The organism is Aureimonas sp. Leaf324, from assembly GCF_001423245.1.
Taxonomy (GTDB): domain Bacteria; phylum Pseudomonadota; class Alphaproteobacteria; order Rhizobiales; family Rhizobiaceae; genus Aureimonas.
The window spans coordinates 23,749-39,235 of the sequence record NZ_LMOH01000030.1; the positions used below are offsets into that span (position 1 = coordinate 23,749).

Here is a 15,487-nt window from a genome sequence, read left to right on the forward strand (position 1 = left end):
CCGCCTGACCCGTGCCGCCGGAAACGCAAGGTTTCCGGCGGTTTTCCTTTGCGCCCGCCGGCCTTTGCTCTAAAACGTCGGGACCTTTTCTGAATGGGGTTCGGCGGGCTCGTCGCCCTTTCGACCCTGCGAACGGTTGTCGTCCATGCGTATCATCATCGAGCGGTCGAACCTCCTGAAGTCGCTGAGTCACATCCAGCGCGTGGTGGAGCGGCGCAACACGATCCCGATCCTGTCCAACGTCCTCCTGAAGACCGAGGATGGGGCGATGCGCCTGAAGGCGACCGACCTCGACATCGAGATCACCGAAAGCGTGCCGGCGAGCGGCGACGTGCCGGGGGCCACCACGGTGCCCGCCCACCTCCTCTACGACATCGTCCGCAAGCTGCCCGATGGTTCCGAGGTGAAGCTCGAGACCACCGGCGACGGCGCGCAGATGACCGTCTCGGCCGGGCGCTCGACCTTCCGCCTCCAGTGCCTCCCCGAGGCCGACTTTCCCGACATCACCGCCGGCGCCTTCACCCACGCCTTCACGCTAAAGGCCGCCGATCTCGCGCGGCTCGTCGAGCGCACGCAGTTCGCGATCTCCACCGAGGAGACGCGCTACTACCTCAACGGCATCTTCCTCCACACGATCGAGACCGGCGGCGCGCTGACGCTGCGCGCGGTGGCGACCGACGGCCATCGCCTGGCGCGCGCCGAGATGCCGGCGCCCGCGGGCTCGGAAGGCATGCCCGGCATCATCGTGCCGCGCAAGACCGTGACCGAGATCCAGAAGCTGCTCGGCGAAGGCGCCGAGACCGTGTCGATCGAATTGTCGGACTCCAAGATCCGCTTCTCGCTCGGCGCCGTGGTGATGACCTCGAAGCTGATCGACGGCACCTTCCCCGACTACCAGCGCGTCATCCCGACCGGCAACGACAAGGCGCTGACGCTCGATCGCCAGAGCTTCTCGGCCGCCGTCGACCGCGTGTCCACGATCTCGTCGGAGCGCGGACGCGCGGTGAAGCTCGCGCTCTCGGGCGGCCAGCTCGTCCTCACCGTCAACTCGCCGGACGCGGGCACCGCGACCGAGGAACTGCCCGTCGGCTACGAGGCGGAGGAGATCGAGATCGGCTTCAACGCCCGCTACCTCCTCGACATCACCGCCCAATTGTCCGGCGACAGCGCCGTGTTCATGATGGCCGATCCCGGCTCGCCGACCCTGATCCGCGACGGCGGCGACGAGGGCACGCTCTACGTCCTGATGCCGATGCGCGTCTGACGCGGCGCATCGCCGCGCCGATGGACCCCACCCGCGATGCCCGGATCCGCGTGACCGGGCTCGGCCTCGTGGACTTTCGCAACTACGAGACGCTGAACCTTGTCATCCGCTCGCGCTTCGTCGTGCTCCACGGCGACAACGGCTCGGGCAAGACCAACCTCCTGGAAGCCCTGTCGCTCCTGTCGCCCGGCAAGGGACTGCGCCGCGCCGCCTATGGCGAGATCGCACGCAGCACGGGCGGCGCGGCGACCGGCGGCTTTTCCGTGCGCGCGCGCCTCGCCGCGCCGGTTCCGGAGGACGAGCCGACCGACGTCCTCACCCTGGTGCGGCCCGACGAGGGCACGCCCGCACGGATCCTGCGCATCGACGGCACCACCGCGCGTTCGAGCGACGAGCTTCTCGACGTCCTGCGCGTCGTCTGGCTGACGCCGGCAATGGACGGGCTGTTCACCGGCCCCGCCACCGAGCGCCGCCGCTTCCTCGACCGCATGGTGCTGACCGTCGATCCCGAGCACGGGCGGCGCACGCTCGACTACGAGAAGGCCATGCGCGGGCGCAACCGCCTCCTCACCGAAGACCGGCTCGACGACCGCTGGCTCGCCGGCATCGAGCGGCAGATGGCCGAGCTCGGACTGGCGATCGCGCTGGCGCGCGCCGATCTCGTCGCCCGCCTCGCGGGCCTCCTCGATGCCGCCTCCGCCTCGCCCTTCCCGGTGGCCGAACTCGGTCTCCAGTCCGGCTACGACGACCTTCCCCTCGAAGGCGCGGCGGTCGATCTCGAGGATCGCGTCGCGGAGCGCCTCGCACGCCGGCGGATGGTCGACCGCGCCGCCGGCCGCACGCTGGAAGGTCCCCATCGCGGCGACCTCGCCGTCACGCACCGCGCCAAGGCGATGCCGGCCGCGCTCTCCTCGACCGGCGAGCAGAAGGCGCTCCTGATCGGTCTGGTGCTCGCCCATGCGCGCCTCGTCGAGGCGGCGTCCGGCATGGCGCCCGTCCTCCTTCTCGACGAGATCGCCGCCCATCTCGATCCCGGCCGCCGGGCCGCCCTCTTCAACATTCTCGACGAACTCGGCGTCCAGTCCTTCCTGACCGGCACCGACGCCGCGCTGTTCGAAGCGCTGGACGGGCGCGCGCAGATGCTCCTCGTCGCCAACGGAGCCGTGACATGACGCTCTCTCCATCCCCTCCCCCGCTTTCCGCCGACGAGCTCGGCCGCTACGCCCGCCATATCGTTCTGCCCGAGATCGGCGGGCCGGGGCAGCAGAAGTTGAAGGCCGGGCGCGTGCTCCTCGTCGGCGCCGGCGGCATCGGCTCGCCGGCCGCGCTCTATCTTGCGGCGGCCGGCGTCGGCACGATCGGCCTCGTCGACGACGACCACGTGTCCCTGTCGAACCTCCAGCGCCAGGTGCTGTTCGAAACCGGGGACCTCGACCGGCCGAAGGTGGAAGCCGCCGCCGAGGCGCTGGGTCGGCTCAATCCGCACATCGCGGTCGATGCCCATCCTGTCCGCCTCGATGCGGCGAACGGACCGGCCCTCGTGTCGCGCTACGACGTCGTCGTCGACGGCTCCGACAACTTCGCGACGCGCTTCCTCGTCGCCGATCTCTGCGAGGCCGCCGGCGTCCCGCTCGTCACCGTCGCGGTTCAGCGCTTCTCCGGGTCGCTGACGACGCTCGTGCCCCATCGGGCCGGTCCGGACGGGCGGCTCTCGCCCCGCTACCGCGACCTCTTCCCCGAGCCGCCGCCGGAGGGCACCGTGCCGACCTGTGCCGAGGCCGGGATCCTCGGCGTCGTCACTGGGATCATGGGCACGATGGGCGCGGCGGAGGCCATCAAGCTCGTGGCCGATGTCGGCGATCCGATGGTCGGGCGGCTGCTCCTCGTCGACATCCTGCGGATGCGTTTCGAGGAAATCCGCTACCGCCGCCCGGCCGATCCATCGCCCTGAGCCCATGCCGCTGCGGAAGTCGTCAGGGGTCCTGACGGACGATCTTCGTTAGCCTTAAGTCGAGATACTGATCACGGGCCCGTGATTCTCTCGAATTGCGACTGTATCCTTCCCCCATTGTTCACCGACGTTCTGCTTAAGTCTGCGGAACGAGATGGGGAGAAGACGATGAAGCCGATCGCGGTACTGGGAGCGGGTCTCGCCGGACTGACGGCCGCGGCCGAACTCAAGCGACGCGGCCTGCCGGCGGTGGTGTTCGAGGCGGGCAAAGCGGTCGGCGGCATGGCGGCCTCCTTCAAGGATGCCGAGGGCTTCTCCTACGACTACGGCGCGCATTTCATCTCCAACCGGCTCGCCAAGGCGCTCGGCGCCGAGGACATCTGCCGCACGGTCCGTCACTACGGCGAGGCGGTGCATATCGACGGCCGCGACCGCAGCCATCCGTTCGGGCTGATGGCCGAGCCGCGATTTCTGGCAAGCGCGCTGAAGAGCCGTTTCGCGAGCCAGCCGAAGACGCCCGCTGCCAACGCCGAGGACTGGATGCGCCGCTCCTACGGCGACGCCATGGCCGAGGAGGTGGCGATGCCGTTGGTCGAGGCGTGGTCGGGCGCCCCGGCGCGCGAGCTCTCGTCCTCGGTCGGCGAGAAGTTCGGCAACAGCATCGTCAAGTCGCTCTATCTCAGCGCCGCCGCCAAGGTGACGCGGCGCGCCGTGTGCAACGGCTACACCCGCACGATGCCGGAGGGCGCGGGCGTCTATCACGTCTATCCCGAGGGCGGCCTCGCCCGGATGCTCGAGCCGATCCTGCGCAAGCTCGACGGCGCCGTGCGCCTCCAGTCGCCGGTCGAGCGCATCCTCGTCGACAAGGGCCGGGTCGTCGCGGTCCGCAGCGCGGGCGCCGAGATTCCCGTCTCGGCGGTCATCTCCACCGCGCCGGTCAACGTCCTGCCGCGGCTCGTCGAGGGCACCGACGCGCTGAAGCCGCTCGCGGCGTTCCGCTACCGGCCGATGATGTTCGTGAACCTCCGGTTTTCCGGTCGCGCCATCCTGCCGAACACGATGGTCTGGGTGCCGGACCGCAGCCAGCTGTCGTTCCGCCTCACCGAGGCGCCGATCTCGATGCCGTGGCTGGCGCCCGAGGGCAAGACGCTGATCACCTTCGACATCGGCTGCGAGGTCGGCGACGCACGGTGGACGATGAGCGACGAGGACCTTGCCCGCACCTGCCTCGACCAGATCTGCGCGCTCTACGGCGAGGAGCTTCGCGGGCGGTATCTCGGCGCCGGCGGCACGATCCGCACCCCGATCTCCTACCCCGTCTATCTCGGCGCCTACGAGACCGAGCGCCGCCTCTTCTCCATGTCGACCGGCGTCGACGGCCTCTACAGCGTGGGACGCAACGGCGAATTCGCCCACATCCTGATGGAGGACGTGTTCTGGCGCACGATCCGGCGGATGGAGGACGTCGCCCGCTACGTGGCGGCCCCGTCCGAAGGCAGCCAGCCTGCCGTATCCCTGGAGGAGCGTCTCGCGGGGCTCGGTCTCTCGGCTCCCGGACTGTCGCAGCCGGCCTGAGACGCGCGCTCCGATCAGCTTCAGGCAAGGGGTTGTTAACCCCGATGCGCGATCATGGCGGAGCGTCGGGCATACGGGTTATCTTTTGAAAAGATCCTTGTGCGCCCGGCCACCCGGCTCCGCCGGGCCAAAGCCGTCCCGCATGTCCGGAGCCCTCCCCCCGTGTCCCGCTCGTCCCTTCTCGCCTCGATCGCCCTTGCCCTTCTCGCCGCCCTGCCGTCGGTCGGCGCGGTACAGGCCCAGTCGCCGGCCGCCGCCGCGACGCCGCCGGTCGCAGCCGCCGCCGAGGAAGGCGAGGATGCCGAGATGCAGCGCAAGCTGCCGCTGCCGCGCTTCGTGTCCTTGAAGTCCGCCCGCGTGAACCTTCGCGTCGGCCCCGGCAAGGACTATGCGGTGTCCTGGCTCTACCTGAAGCCCGGCCTGCCGGTGGAGGTGATCCAGGAATACGACCTCTGGCGCCGCATCCGCGACAGCGAAGGCACCGAGGGCTGGGTCTACCATTCGCTCCTGTCGGGCGAGCGCACGGCGCTGGCGGCTCCCTGGCTGAAGGGCAAGACGCAGGCGACCATCACCATGCACCGGTCCGCCGCGACCGACGGACCGATCGTCGCCGAGATGGAGCCCGGCGTTCTGACCAAGGTGCGCGAGTGCTCCTTCGGCTGGTGCGAGGTCGAAGCCTCCGGCCGCCGCGGCTTCGTCACGCAGAAGGAAATCTGGGGTGTCTACCCCGACGAACGATTCTGAGGCGCCTCGTCCCCCCGCCTCGAAACGAGGAAGGCCGGCCATCCCACCAGGATCGCCGGCCTTCTTCGTTTAGAACCAAGGGCGCGCGAGCGTCAGCCGAGCGACTTGGATCCCGTCTTGCGGCGCAGTCGCACCACGACGTCCACGTTGACGATCTCCATGCCCTCGGGCGGCTCGGGCAGGTTGTCGATCGTGATCGTGCCGTCGGGAATATCGATCATCGTGTTGTCGGCCTCCACGAAGAAGTGGTGGTGGTCCGACGTGTTGGTGTCGAAATAGGTCCGCTGGCCCTCGCCCGAGAGCGGCCGCACGAGGCCGGCGTCGGTGAACTGGTGCAGCGTGTTGTAGACGGTCGCCAGCGACACCGGCTCGCCCGCCTTGTGCGCTTCCTCGTGCAGCTCTTCCGCCGACAGGTGACGGTCGCCGGCGCCGAAGATCAGGTTGCACAGCGCCACGCGCTGGCGGGTCGGCCTGAGACCCGAGGCGCGCAGGCGCTCGAAGACGCAGAAGCTCTGGGCCCGACCGGCCATACGCGCGTCCGCTGTCGCGAGGGGCTTCGCCCGATTGTCCATCACGTCGACCACCGAAAACCTGACTCTTTCATTCACCTTTAGACGAGCGTCACACGCCGCCGCAAGGCCTTGCTGCGATTCAATATAGTCGGATTTCGCACCGCGAACAACGCGGCGCCTCAAGGGGCGGCGCATGCGGGCGCGAGCGCCGCGATCGCCCGGCTCGATCCGGTGAGCGGCAGGCGGACATGACCCGCCGGGCTCGACACTTCGAGGCTCTTGCCGCGCTTGAGGGCGCCGAGCAGCCCGACCGCATCGCCCGCGTCCAGCGTGCGCACGAAGCGCGAGCCGCCGCCCGCCCCCTCCGGCTCGACGCGCGCCGAGCCGGAATAGGCCATGCCGTCGACGGAGAGGACCAGCGTCACCGGCCGATCGGCCGGGAAGCGCGCCCCGTTGCCGGCCGCCGTGACGCCGAGCCGCCCTTCGGGCAGGCAGGCGATCTCGGCACCCGCCGGACGGCCTTTGAGGGCGAAGTAGGCGCGCGCCCCCTCGCCCCGGCCGCTCGCACGCCATTCCTGCGAGAGCGCCGGGACGGCCGAGCCTGTGAGGACGAGCAGCACGAAAAAGACACGCATATCGGCTCCAAGGTGAGGACGCCCGGCGCGAAACCGTGACACCTCTCTAGACGTTAACGCATTTGCCCTCGGGCGCTCGCGTGGTAAGGGCCGTCCCGCGATCGATTTGATACAAGTTGGAACGGCGGCGGCATACCGTTCCCCAACCGGACGGATCAATGGACACGGTGAAGACCTATTTCGGCAAGGACGAGATTCTGGCATGCGGCCGGGGCGAGCTCTTCGGCGCGGGCAACGCGCAGCTCCCCCTGCCGCCGATGCTGATGTTCGACCGGATCACCGAGGTCACCACCGACGGCGGCGAGTTCGGCAAGGGTTCGATCCGCGCCGAGTTCGACGTCTCGCCCGACCTCTGGTTCTTCGACTGCCACTTCAAGGGCGATCCGGTGATGCCGGGCTGCCTCGGCCTCGACGCGCTCTGGCAGCTGACGGGCTTCTATCTCGGCTGGCTCGGCGAGCCCGGCCGCGGCCGCGCGCTCGGCGTCGGCGAGGTCAAGTTCACCGGCCAGGTGACGCCCAAGGTCAAGCTCGTGGAATACGGCGTCGACTTCCGCCGCGTGATGCGCTCCAAGCTCAAGCTCGGCATCGCCGAGGGCTGGATGAAGGCGGATGGCGTCGTCATCTATCAGGCGAGCAACCTGCGCGTCGGCCTGTTCCAGGACGAGCAGGCGGACGAGACGGTCGGCGGCTGACGCCGCCTGCTCATCGAAGACAACGGGTCCTTGGAGACCCTTGCAAGGGAGTTTGCCATGCGGCGCGTCGTCGTGACCGGAATGGGCATCGTGTCCTCGATCGGCAACGATCTGAACGAGGTCACCGCCTCGCTGCGCGAGGCGAAGTCGGGCATCAGCTTCGCCCAGGACTTTGCCGACAACGGCTTCCGCTGCCGCGTCTGGGGCAAGCCCGAGATCGACGTCTCGGACATGGTGGACCGGCGCGCCATGCGCTTCCTCAGCCAGGGCGGCGCCTGGAACCACGTCGCCATGAAACAGGCCATCGCCGATTCCGGCCTGCCCGAGAGCGACGTGTCCGGCAACGAGCGCACTGGCATCATCATGGGCTCGGGCGGTCCCTCGACGCGCACGCTGATCGAGGCCGCCGACATCACCCGCAAGAACAACAGCCCCAAGCGCATCGGCCCCTTCGCCGTGCCGAAGGCGATGTCGTCGACGGCGTCCGCCACGCTCGCGACCTGGTTCAAGATCCACGGCGTCAACTACTCGATCTCGTCGGCCTGCTCGACCTCGGCGCATTGCATCGGCAACGCCGCCGAGATGATCCAGTGGGGCAAGCAGGACGTGATGTTCGCCGGCGGCCACGAGGACCTCGACTGGACCATGTCGAACCTTTTCGACGCGATGGGCGCCATGTCCTCCGATTTCAACGACCGCCCGTCGGTCGCCTCGCGCGCCTACGACAAGAACCGCGACGGTTTCGTGATCGCCGGCGGCGCGGGCGTCGTGGTGCTCGAGGAATACGAGCGGGCGGTGGCGCGCGGCGCCAAGATCTACGCCGAGCTCGTCGGCTACGGCGCGACCTCGGACGGCTACGACATGGTCGCCCCGTCCGGCGAGGGCGCGATCCGCTGCATGCGGCAGGCGCTGTCCACCGTGAAGGGCCGGGTCGACTACGTGAACACGCACGGCACCTCGACGCCGGTCGGCGACTCGAAGGAGATCGGCGCGATCCGCGAGGTATTCGGCGACGACATGCCGTACGTCCAGTCGACCAAGTCGCTGACCGGCCATTCGCTGGGCGCGGCGGGCGCGCAGGAAGCGATCTACTCGCTCCTGATGATGCAGGCCGGCTTCATCGGCGAAAGCGCCCATATCGAGGAACTCGACCCAGAGTTCGAGGGCGTGCCCATCGTGCGCAAGCGCATCGACGACGCCAAGGTGGACATCGCCCTGTCCAATTCGTTCGGCTTCGGCGGCACCAACGCCACGCTCGTGTTCCAGCGCGTCGGCGCCTGAGGAAGCTTCCCTGATGACCGGACTGATGACGGGCAAGCGCGGCCTCGTGATGGGCGTCGCCAACCACAACTCGATCGCCTGGGGCGCGGCGCGCTCGCTCGCCGCCCAAGGCGCCGAGATCGCCTTCAGCTACCAGGGCGAGGCCTTCGGCAAGCGGCTTCGGCCGCTCGCCGCCGAGATCGGCTCCACCCTCCTCGTCGATTGCGACGTCGAGGACATCGCCTCGGTCGACAACCTCTTCGCCACGCTCGAAAAGGCGTGGGGGCGCATCGACTTCGTGGTTCATGCCATCGGCTTTTCCGACAAGAACGAGCTGAAGGGCCTCTACGCCGACACGACGCGCGAGAACTTCACGCGCACCATGGTGATCTCCTGCTTCTCGTTCACCGAGGTCGCCAAGCGCGCGGCCGCGATCATGAACGAGGGCGGCTCGATGGTGACCTTGACCTACGGCGGGTCGATGCGCGTCATGCCGAACTACAATGTGATGGGCGTCGCCAAGGCCGCGCTGGAAGCCTCGGTGCGCTATCTGGCGGCCGATTTCGGCCCACGCGACATCCGCGTCAATGCCGTTTCGGCCGGCCCCTTGCGCACGCTCGCGGGCGCGGGCGTCTCCGACGCGCGCCTGATGCTGAACTACCAGCGCCGCAACTCGCCGATGCGCCGCAACGTGACGCACGAGGAGGTCGGCAACTCGACGCTCTACCTCCTGTCCGACCTGTCGCGCGGCGTCACCGGCGAGGTCCACTACGTCGATGCCGGCTACAACATCATGTCGATGCCCGCGCTCGACGAGCTGAAGGCGCAGGAGCGCCGGGCCGAGATCGCCGGCGAGGTCGACGCCACCGCCGGCTGACCGGTCTTCAACCCTGGCGGAGACGCTCGCCGATCTCCGCCATCGAGCCTGCCACATGGTCGGCGCCCGCCGCCCGAAGCGCCTCCGCAGCCGCCGGCCCCATGTGGCTCGCGCCGGTATAGCCGATGGCCGTCATTCCGGCGGCCTTGGCGGCGGTGATCCCGAAGCGCGAATCCTCGATGACGACGCAGCGGCGGGGATCGGCACCCATGCGCGCGCTCGCGTGAAGGAAGAGGTCCGGCGCCGGCTTGCCGCGCCGGACTTCGGACGCCGAAAACACCGCATCGTCCGCAAAGTACGCGGCGAGTCCGGTCACGCGAAGGCTGAGGCGCAGGCGGTCGGGATGCGAGGACGAGGCGACGCAGCGGCGAAGCTCCGAGGCGGCGAGAAGGTCGACGACGCCCTCGCAGGGCCTCAGCCGCTCGCGAAACACCGCCGCCGTCGCCGGCCAGAGATCGGCCTCCGTGCCCGGCGGTAGCGTCCGGCCCGTCACGGCGGCGAGCGCCGCCAGTCCGTCCACCGTCTTCATGCCGATGATGGTGGCAAAAAGCTCGCCCGACACGTCGATCCCATGCGCCCGGTGCAGCGCGATCAGCGCCTCGCCGGCCAGATGCTCGCTGTCGACGAGCACGCCGTCGCAGTCGAAGATGACGAGATCGGGCATGACCCCTCTCAGGCGAAGCGCGCGCGGATCGCGGCGGCGACCCGCATCGGCGCCTCGAGGCTCGGCAGGTGGCCGCATTCTTCCAGAAGGACGAACTCGGCGTCCGGCATGGCCTCGGCCATCGCGCGGCCGGCGTCCGGCGCGGAGAAGCTGTCCGCCTCGCCCCAGACGAGCAGCGAGCGGCAGGCGAGGCGGGAAAGGTCCGCCGTGCGGTCGGGCCGCGTCATCAGCGCCTCGTTCTGGGCGAGCAGCCGGTCGGTGCCGGCGCGCGCCGCCATCGCACGGAAAATGTCGGCCGCCTCCTGGCCGCGCCCGTCCGGCTCGAACACGATCGCGCGCGCCATCTCCTCCAGCATGTCGGCACCACCGTCCGCCTCGATCGCCGCCCTGCGTCGGTCGAACGGCTCCCGGCTCGCCGGCCCCTGCGGCGCCGCGCCCATGACCACGAGGCCCCGGACCAGCGAAGGCGCGGCCAGCGCCGCCTCGCGCGCGACATGCCCGCCGAACGACGTGCCGGCGACGATGAACGGCTTGCCCTCCGCCGCGTCCACGACCTCGCGGGCGCAGGCCGCCATGTCGGGCGCGGCCGGCACCACCGTGCGGCACTCGAAGTCGGGCCGCAGGAGCGCGATCAAAGGCTCGTAGAGATCGCCGTCGCAGGCGAAGGCGGGCACGAGGATCAGGCGCATGGACACTCCGACGGTCGGGATGGATGCCCTGATCTAGGGCACGGGCATGCGGATGCGATGACAGCCCCGCCGTTGCCGCCGGGGCGGCGCGGGTCTAAAGCGAAGGCGAAACGCCCCTCCCCCACCCTACGCTCACGGAACCCATCATGCAGCAACGACCGCTCGGGCGCACGGATCTGCGCGTCAGCCGGATCTGCCTCGGCACCATGACCTTCGGCGAACAGAACACGGAAGCCGAGGCGCACGAGCAGCTCGACCGCGCCGTGGAGCGCGGCGTCAACTTCCTCGACGCGGCCGAGCTCTACCCGATCCCGCCCAAGGCCGAGACGCAGGGGCGCACGGAGGCCTATATCGCCTCGTGGCTGAAGGCGCGCGGCAACCGCGACCGGCTGGTCATCGCGACCAAGGTGGTCGGGCGCTCCACCTCGACCTGGTTCCGCGCCGACGGCTCCGAGCCGCGCCTCGACCGGCGCAACGTCGTCGAGGCCGTCGAGGGGTCGCTGAAGCGCCTCGGCACCGACTGCATCGACCTCTACCAGATCCACTGGCCGGACCGCCCGACCGCGGGCTTCGGCTCGGTGCCGACGCGCTGGACGACGCCCGACCCCGTCGCGGACGAGGTGGCGATCGAGGAGACGGCCGCGGTCTTCCAGGACCTGGTGCGGGACGGCAAGATCCGCCACGCCGGCCTGTCGAACGAGAGCGCCTGGGGCACGATGCGCTGGCTGACGCTGGCCGACGCTGGAAAGGCGCCGCGCATGGCGAGCATCCAGAACGCCTACAACCTCCTGAACCGCACGTTCGAGACGGCGCAGGCCGAGATCGCCGTGCGCGAAGGCGTCGGCCTCCTCGCCTACTCGCCGCTGGCGCAAGGGTACCTCACCGGCAAGTATGCCGGCGGCGCACTGCCTGCGAGCTCGCGCAAGGCCCTGTTCGACCGGCTGCAGCGCTACGAGAAGCCGGGCACCGCGGAGGCGGTCGACGCCTATGTGGCGCTCGCGCGCGCGTTCGGCCTCGCACCCGCCACCTTCGCCAACGCCTTCGTACTGGCGCAGGACTTCGTGACGGCCTCGATCATCGGCGCGACGACGATGGCGCAGCTCGACGAATCCCTCGCCGCCGAGGACGTCGCGTGGACCGCGGAGATGCAGGACGCGGTGGACGGCCTGCATCAGCGCTACGGCAACCCGGCGCCTTGAGCCGTTAGTCCCCGACGGGAGCGGCGGCATCCGTGCCCCGCCCGGCCACCGCGTCGCGCAGCTGCCGCGCATCCGCGGTCATCTCCCGCAGCCGGTCGAGCGACAGTCCGGCCGCGGCTACCAACGCCTCTCCGAGGCAGCGGCTGCGGTCGGCGAGATCCCGGCCAGCCTCCGTCAGCCGCACGATGACCTGACGCGCATCGACCGTGTCGCGTTCGCGCGTCACGAAGCCTGCCGTCGCAAGCCGCGTCACCAGCGGGGTCATCGTGCTCGGCTCGAGGTCGAGCCGGGCCGCGAGGTCGCCGACGCGCTGACCGTCCGCCTCCCACAGGACCGACAGCGTCAGGTACTGCGGGTAGGTGATGCCCCACTCGTCGAGGATCGGCTTGTAGAGCCGGCCGATTGCCATCGACGCGCCGTAGAGCGCGAAACACAGATGGTCGTCGAGCGGGAGCGGCGAGTTCGCGCGCGTCATGGCTTCAGCCTCGGTCCGGTGCGGTTTTTATTTATCACGATAGTTTTCCGCTGGACAGGGGTCGGGCCGGCCTCTAGGTTGGCGTTTATCGCGATAACCAATTGCGCCAACGAGGAGAAGGTTCCATGCCTGTCGACACGATCTACAAGACCCGCGCCACGGCCTCCGGCGGCGGCCGTGACGGCCACGTCCGCTCCGAGGACGGCAACCTCGACCTGAACCTCGTCGTCCCCAAAGAGATGGGCGGACCGGGCGGCGACGGCGCCAACCCGGAGAAGCTGTTCGCCGCCGGCTACTCCGCCTGCTTCCTCGGCGCCATGCGCGCCGTGTCCTCGAAGGTCGGCGTGAAGGTGCCGAACGATGCGACGGTGACCGCCGAGATCGGCTTCGGCCCGCGCTCGGAAGGCGGCTACGGCATCACCGCCGACCTCACGATCTCGCTGCCGGGGCTCGACCGCGCCGACGCGCAGAAGCTCGTCGACACGGCGCATCAGGTCTGCCCCTATTCCAATGCGACCCGCAACAATCTCGACGTCGGCCTGACCATCGTCTGACCGCATCGCCATCGTGCATTGAAAAGGCCCCGGCGGACGCTCCGCCGGGGCCTTTTCGTTTCGCGGTGGGCCCCCATTCCGCCAACGAAAAGGGGCGGCCCATGGGCCGCCCCTTCGATCGTCACGAGCGAGACGGGATTACTCCGCGTCGTCTTCCTTGGCCTTCTTGATCTCCTCGCCGGTCGCCTGATCGACGACCTTCATGGAGAGGCGGACCTTGCCGCGCTCGTCGAAGCCCATGAGCTTGACCCAGACCTTCTGGCCTTCCTTGACGACGTCCTGCGTCTTCTGGACGCGGTCGGCGGCCAGCTGCGAGATGTGCACGAGGCCGTCGCGCGAGCCGAAGAAGTTCACGAAGGCGCCGAACTCGACGCACTTCACCACCGTACCCTCGTAGATCTCGCCGACTTCCGGCTCGGCCACGATCGAGTGGATCCACTTCTTGGCGGCTTCGATCTCCTTGCCGGAGGACGAGGCGATCTTCACGGTGCCGTCGTCCTCGATGTTGATCTTGGCGCCGGTCTTCTCGACGATCTCGCGGATCACCTTGCCGCCCGAACCGATCACGTCGCGGATCTTGTCGGTCGGGATCTGCATGACCTCGATGCGCGGGGCGAACTCGCCGAGCTCGGCGCGGGCCGAACCCAGCGCCTTGTTCATCTCGACAAGGATATGCTCGCGACCGCCCTTGGCCTGCTCGAGGGCGATCTTCATGATCTCCTCGGTGATGCCCTGGATCTTGATGTCCATCTGCAGCGAGGTGATGCCCCGGTCGGTGCCGGCCACCTTGAAGTCCATGTCGCCGAGGTGGTCCTCATCGCCGAGGATGTCGGACAGGACCGCGAAGCGCTCACCCTCGAGGATGAGGCCCATGGCGATGCCGGCCACCGGGCGCGCCAGCGGCACGCCGGCGTCCATCAGTGCGAGCGAGGTGCCGCAGACGGTCGCCATCGAGGACGAACCGTTCGACTCGGTGACTTCCGAGACGGCGCGGATCGTGTAGGGGAAGGCTTCCTTGGCCGGCAGCATCGGGCGGATGGCGCGCCAGGCGAGCTTGCCGTGGCCGATCTCGCGGCGGCCGGGCGAACCCATGCGGCCCGTCTCGCCGACCGAGTACGGGGGGAAGTTGTAGTGAAGGAGGAACGTCTCCTTGTAGGTGCCGGTCAAGCTGTCGACGTACTGCTCGTCCTCGCCGGTGCCGAGCGTGGCCACCACCAGCGCCTGCGTCTCGCCGCGCGTGAAGAGCGCCGAGCCGTGGGTGCGCGGCAGGATGCCGGCCTCGGAGACGATCTGGCGCACGGTCGACAGGTCGCGGCCGTCGATGCGGCTCTTGGTGTCGAGGATGTTCCAGCGCACGATCTTGGCCTGGAGTTCCTTGAAGACCGTGCCGACGTCTTCCTTCGGCGCCTTCGGGTCCTGACCCTCGGGCAGGAAGTGCGCCATGACCTTCGCCTTCACCGCGTCGACGGCGGCGTAGCGCGCCTGCTTGTCGGTGTTCTTGTAAGCGTCGCGCAGCTCCGCCTCGGCGAGGCCCAGCATCTCGCTCTCGAGCGCCGAGTGATCGGGCACCGTGTGGTTGCGCGGCTCCTTGGCGGCGTGCTCGGCGAGCTTGATGATCGCCTCGATCACCGGCTGGAAACCGCGGTGACCGAACATCACGGCGCCGAGCATCGTCTCTTCGTCGAGCTCGTGGGCCTCGGACTCCACCATCAGCACGGCATCCTGCGTGCCGGCGACCACGAGGTCGAGCTTGGACTCGCCCATCTCGTCGACATGCGGGTTCAGCTTGAACTCGCCGTTGATGTAGCCGACGCGCGCGCCGCCGATCGGGCCCATGAAGGGCACGCCCGAGAGCGTCAGCGCGGCGGAAGCCGCGACCATCGCCAGGACGTCCGGATCGTTCTCGAGGTCATGCTGCAGGACGGTGACGACGACCTGCGTGTCGTTCTTGTAGCCTTCCGCAAAGAGCGGGCGGATCGGACGGTCGATCAGGCGCGAGACCAGCGTCTCCTTCTCGGAGGGACGGCCCTCGCGCTTGAAGTAGCCGCCCGGGATCTTGCCGGCGGCGAACGCCTTTTCCTGGTAGTTGACGGTCAGCGGGAAGAAGTCGAAGCCGGGCTTGGGCGCCTTGGCCGAGACGACGGTCGCGAGCACGGCCGTCTCGCCGTAGGTGGCGAGCACGGCGCCGTCGGCCTGACGGGCGATCTTGCCGGTTTCGAGGGTCAGCGTGCGGCCGCCCCATTCGATCTCGACCTTGTGGGTATTGAACATGCGATAGGCCTCGTGTCTGCGCCGCGACGGATCGCGGCCGGGCAAAGGGAAACGCGCATGGGCAAGACGGCGGGAGGCTTCCGGTCGCGGCGCGGCTTCAAATCAGCGGCGCCCGGGCACGATGG

Annotated in this window: 16 protein-coding genes; 10 read left to right on the plus strand and 6 right to left on the minus strand. The window is 69.2% G+C overall.

Translation table 11 applies throughout. The annotated features are described in order from the left end of the window. The first annotated feature begins 145 nt into the window (after positions 1–145). From dnaN to ASF65_RS20135, 5 genes are all read left to right on the plus strand, one after another. Entirely contained in the window at positions 146–1,264 is a 1,119-nt protein-coding gene (gene dnaN, locus ASF65_RS20115; protein WP_055893505.1) for a DNA polymerase III subunit beta, read from the plus strand. 20 nt (positions 1,265–1,284) lie between these two features. Then, positions 1,285–2,436 (plus strand): DNA replication/repair protein RecF, encoded by a 1,152-nt coding sequence (gene recF, locus ASF65_RS20120; RefSeq protein ID WP_055893507.1) that lies wholly within the window; start codon positions 1,285–1,287, stop codon positions 2,434–2,436. Beyond that, entirely contained in the window at positions 2,433–3,215 is a 783-nt protein-coding gene (gene moeB, locus ASF65_RS20125; RefSeq protein ID WP_055893512.1) for a molybdopterin-synthase adenylyltransferase MoeB, read from the plus strand. Before recF ends, moeB begins: the two co-directional genes overlap by 4 nt. 168 nt (positions 3,216–3,383) lie before the next feature. Next, entirely contained in the window at positions 3,384–4,790 is a 1,407-nt protein-coding gene (locus ASF65_RS20130) for an FAD-dependent oxidoreductase (RefSeq protein ID WP_055893516.1), read from the plus strand. 162 nt (positions 4,791–4,952) lie between these two features. Next, a complete protein-coding gene (locus ASF65_RS20135) occupies positions 4,953–5,534 on the plus strand; it encodes an SH3 domain-containing protein (RefSeq protein WP_055893518.1) in 582 nt (193 codons plus the stop codon). 92 nt (positions 5,535–5,626) lie between these two features. On the opposite strand, the gene irrA is transcribed toward ASF65_RS20135, so the two are convergent. Both irrA and ASF65_RS20145 read right to left on the minus strand, forming a co-directional pair. After that, positions 5,627–6,064, minus strand: a complete 438-nt coding sequence (irrA, locus tag ASF65_RS20140; protein ID WP_055893778.1) for an iron response transcriptional regulator IrrA — start codon at positions 6,062–6,064, stop codon at positions 5,627–5,629. 161 nt (positions 6,065–6,225) lie between these two features. Next, positions 6,226–6,681, minus strand: a complete 456-nt coding sequence (locus ASF65_RS20145; protein WP_055893521.1) for a hypothetical protein — start codon at positions 6,679–6,681, stop codon at positions 6,226–6,228. A 158-nt stretch (positions 6,682–6,839) separates the two neighbouring features. Here ASF65_RS20145 and fabA point away from each other — a divergent pair, with 158 nt between their 5' ends. From fabA to fabI, 3 genes are read left to right on the plus strand one after another with little or no spacing between them, the layout of a single operon-like run. Further along, the gene (gene fabA, locus ASF65_RS20150) at positions 6,840–7,373 is read left to right on the plus strand and encodes a 3-hydroxyacyl-[acyl-carrier-protein] dehydratase FabA (RefSeq protein ID WP_055893525.1); all 534 of its coding nucleotides are present in this window, start codon (positions 6,840–6,842) and stop codon (positions 7,371–7,373) included. A gap of 57 nt (positions 7,374–7,430) precedes the next feature. Then, positions 7,431–8,654, plus strand: a complete 1,224-nt coding sequence (gene fabB / locus ASF65_RS20155) for a beta-ketoacyl-ACP synthase I (RefSeq protein ID WP_055893529.1) — start codon at positions 7,431–7,433, stop codon at positions 8,652–8,654. A 13-nt stretch (positions 8,655–8,667) separates the two neighbouring features. Further along, entirely contained in the window at positions 8,668–9,510 is an 843-nt protein-coding gene (gene fabI, locus ASF65_RS20160) for an enoyl-ACP reductase FabI (protein WP_055893533.1), read from the plus strand. A gap of 7 nt (positions 9,511–9,517) precedes the next feature. Here fabI and ASF65_RS20165 read toward each other — a convergent pair whose 3' ends face one another. Next, the gene (locus ASF65_RS20165; protein ID WP_055893535.1) at positions 9,518–10,174 is read right to left on the minus strand and encodes an HAD family phosphatase; all 657 of its coding nucleotides are present in this window, start codon (positions 10,172–10,174) and stop codon (positions 9,518–9,520) included. 8 nt (positions 10,175–10,182) lie between these two features. Then, positions 10,183–10,863 (minus strand): alpha/beta hydrolase, encoded by a 681-nt coding sequence (locus ASF65_RS20170; protein ID WP_055893537.1) that lies wholly within the window; start codon positions 10,861–10,863, stop codon positions 10,183–10,185. Between the two features lie 146 nt (positions 10,864–11,009). Between ASF65_RS20170 and ASF65_RS20175 the strand changes: the two genes are divergently transcribed. Further along, positions 11,010–12,062, plus strand: coding sequence for an aldo/keto reductase (locus ASF65_RS20175; RefSeq protein ID WP_055893540.1), 1,053 nt, complete (start codon positions 11,010–11,012; stop codon positions 12,060–12,062). Positions 12,063–12,066: 4 nt separating this feature from the next. Here the strand turns inward: ASF65_RS20175 and ASF65_RS20180 are convergent, their stop codons facing one another. Further along, positions 12,067–12,537 carry a MarR family transcriptional regulator gene (locus ASF65_RS20180; protein ID WP_055893543.1) on the minus strand — a complete coding sequence of 157 codons (471 nt, stop codon included), beginning with the start codon at positions 12,535–12,537 and terminating at the stop codon, positions 12,067–12,069. A gap of 125 nt (positions 12,538–12,662) precedes the next feature. On the opposite strand from ASF65_RS20180, the gene ASF65_RS20185 reads away from it, so the two are divergent. Beyond that, on the plus strand, positions 12,663–13,091 hold the full coding sequence (locus ASF65_RS20185) for an organic hydroperoxide resistance protein (protein ID WP_055893546.1): 429 nt from the start codon (positions 12,663–12,665) through the stop codon (positions 13,089–13,091). Positions 13,092–13,229: 138 nt separating this feature from the next. On the opposite strand, the gene pnp is transcribed toward ASF65_RS20185, so the two are convergent. Then, positions 13,230–15,362: a polyribonucleotide nucleotidyltransferase gene (gene pnp, locus ASF65_RS20190; RefSeq protein ID WP_055893549.1), complete on the minus strand. Its 2,133-nt coding sequence runs from the start codon at positions 15,360–15,362 to the stop codon at positions 13,230–13,232. Positions 15,363–15,487: the final 125 nt, after the last annotated feature.